At 72.4% G+C, this 3154-nt stretch carries 1 protein-coding gene; it reads right to left on the bottom strand.

The window, feature by feature from the left end:
• Positions 1-125: 125 nt before the first annotated feature.
• On the bottom strand, positions 126-3154 hold a 3029-nt coding region (locus ACOV8S_RS32555), incomplete at its 5' end, for a DUF7507 domain-containing protein (protein ID WP_448322217.1).

Here is a 3154-nt window from a genome sequence, read left to right as displayed (position 1 = left end):
GGCATGCGGAAGGGCGCCCGTCCGCGTGACCGCGGGCGGGCGCCCTCGCTGTGCGGGGTTCAGGTCCTTCAGGTCCCGGACCGCCGGTGAGGTGCCGGCGGTCCCGGGCCGTCGGTCACGGTCCGTCAGGCGGCGGACCGCTCGTGCCGGCACGGGGTGGCCCGGTCGGAGCCGTACCCGTCGTGGTGGCCCGGCTTGCCGTGGCTGCCCTTACAGGGCTTGCCGTGCCCGTGGCCGGGCCCGCAGTGCTTGCCCTCGCAGGGCTTGCGCTCGACCTGGACGGTCGCCGAGTCGCTGTCCGAGCGGACGCCCCCGGCGGCCACGGCGATCGCCGTGTTGGTGATCCGGCCGGCCTCCGCGTCCGCCACGGTGACCCGGTGGGTGCCGGTGCAGGTCATCTCCTGGCCCGGCGCCAGCGTGGTCGAGGGGCAGGCCACCCGGCCGAGGCGGTCGTCCTGGACGGCCACGCCCGTGAGCGGGGTGTCGCCGGTGTTCTCGACGACGTACTCGTAGGTGATGACGTCGCCGACCCGGTAGGTACGGTCCTCGTCCACCCGCTTGTCGAGCCGCAGCCCGGACTCACCGCCGCCGCCGGCGACCGTGATCCGCGCGCTGTCCTCCTCGGAGCGGAACCGCTGCCCGCGGAACACGCCGCTCGCCGATGCGGTGTTGACGACCGACCCGGCCTCCGCGTCGGCCTCGGAGACCCGGTAGGAACCGGTGCAGGTCACCTGCTCGCCCGGCTCCAGCGGGGCGGTGGGGCAGTCGACGTCCACCACCCGGTCATCGGTGACCCGCACGTCGGTGAGCGTGGTCTCGCCCGTGTTCCGCACGTCGTACTCGTAGCGGACGAGGTCGCCGACCTCGTAGGTCCGCTCCTCGTCGACCCGCTTGTCGAGGGTGAGCGAGGAGCGCTGACCGGCGACCTCGATCCGCTCGGTGTCCCGCTCGGACTCGACCGGAGCTCCGCCGGAGGTGCCGAAGGCCTGCGCCACGTTGACGACGAAGCCGTCGGCGGTGTCCTCGGCGGTGACGGTGTAGGTGCCGCGGCAGGTCGTGCCCGCACCGGACGCGAGGGTGTCCTCCTCGCAGTCCACGTTCTCCACCCGGTCGTCCTCGACCCTGACGCCGGTGATGTCACGGTCGCCGGTGTTGATCACCGTGTACTCGTAGGTGACCTCGTCGCCGACGCGGTATTCCTCCTGCCGGTCCACGACCTCCTTCTCGACGCTGAGCGCGGGACCGCCCGGGGTGACGACCTGGATCTCGGCGGTGTCCGGCTGCGACTCGACCGTCCTGTCGCCGGACCGGCCGCGCGCGTCGGCGATGTTGGTGACGCTGCCCGCGGCGACGTCGTCCTCCGTGACGGTGTAGGTACCCCGGCAGGTGGTGCGCTGACCGGGGGCGAGCGAGACGTCGTCGCAGGTGATCCGGGTGACCTTGTCGTCCACGATGGTGAGGCCGGTGATCTCGCGGTCGCCGGTGTTGGTCACCTCGTACTCGTAGGGCACCTCCTCGCCCACCTCGTAGGCGCGCGAGTCGTCGACCGACTTGCTCAGCAGCAGTTCCAGCCGGTTGGCCACGCCGACGGTCATCTCGTCCGGCGGGGAGGTGACGCGGTTGCCGTTCGCGTCGCCGCTCGCGGTGGCCACGTTGACCACGTCCTCGGCCTCGGCGTCGTCCTCCGTGACGGTGTAGGTGCCCCGGCACTCGGTGGTGTCGCCGTCCTGGCCGGCCGGTGCGAGGGTCGTGTCCTCGCACGTGACGTTCCGGACGCGGTCGTCGGCGATCGTGAGGCCGGTGATCTCCACCGGCCCGGTGTTGGTCACGGTGTAGGTGTACTCGACCTTTTCACCGACCCGGTACGCGCGGGTGTCGTCCGCGGTCTTCTCGATCCGCAGGCCCGGCCCCCGCTGGGCCGGGAGGGTCAGCTCCGCCTCCGGCGCCGGGACCTCCGTGTCGCCCGACCTGCCCGTGGCGTTGGCCACGTTGCGGACCTGCCCGGCGGCCGCGTCCTCGTCGGTGACCGCGTACAGCCCGGTGCAGGTCATCGATTCGCCGACGCCCAGCGTGTCCTTCGGACAGGAGATCCGCGTGACCCGGTCGTCCGTGACCGTCACGTCGGTGAGCGGGGTGTTGCCACTGTTGGTGACCACGTACTGGTACGGGACCTGCTGGCCCGGCTTCAGCGGCAGCGGCACCTCCGGGTCCTTGGCCACCTGCTTGACCAGGTTGAGCCGTGGCAGTTCGGCCGCCGGGTGCACGGTGACGTTGCGGATGAGGTGCACGTCGGTGAACTGGCCGGTGGACGCCGCGAAGCCGAACTTGTAGCTGGAGGGCACCGGCTGCGGGGCCGGCGTGCTCAGCACCTCCTGGAAGCCCTTGCCGTCCCGGAAGTCGATCCAGACCGTCACCACCGGGTTCGGCGAGGGCGAGATCTCCACCCGGACGGTGCGCCGGGAGGGCTCGAGCAGCCTCTCGGCCTCCTCGGGGGTGGCGTCCTCGGGGATGCTCGTCGTCGGCCCGTGCAGCTCTCCGGGGAGCGTGCTGGGCCAGGGACCGGTGGTGCTGTTCAGGTTCTCGGCGGTCGAGGTCAGGAAGCAGTAGCCCTCGGTGCCGTTGCCGGGCCCGCGGAGGGTGACCTTGTTGGGCTCCGGGATGCGGAAGCCGGTCCCGGCCGGCGAGCGGGTGTCGCACCCGTTGCCCCGGTGCTCCCAGTCGCCGAAGTAGTTGCCGAGGACGTCCAGGCCCACCCCGAGGTAGCCGTGGTTGACGCCCGGCAGGAACTCCCTGCCGGGGTCGTCGTCGGGCAGCTTCTGCGCGTAGCCGAGGCTGCCGCCGAAGGCGCCGGGGGCTGTCAGCTCGGCGGCGCCGTCGATCAGGAAGAACGAGATGCCGTCGGCCGGCGGGACGGTCGTGCCGCCGTACTGCCACTGGTCGAAGGTGACCACCAGACCCTGGTTGGCAGGCAGGGCGTGGTTGTGGAGGACGGCGGCCGCCTGGTCGTTGGCGGCGGTCGTGAGGTCGAGGTAGCCGTGCGGAGCGGCGTTGCTCGGCGGGAGGGGCCCGACCCCTCCCGGCGGACAGCCCGTGAGTTCGTGGGCGCCCACCGGCGGGGGCGCGGGCGCCTCCGGCGCGCCGGTCAGGCACGCAG

The organism is Streptomyces sp. CO7 (assembly GCF_053474865.1).
The sequence above is the reverse complement of the archived record's forward strand: the minus strand, read 5'-3'. Positions and strand labels throughout refer to the sequence as shown.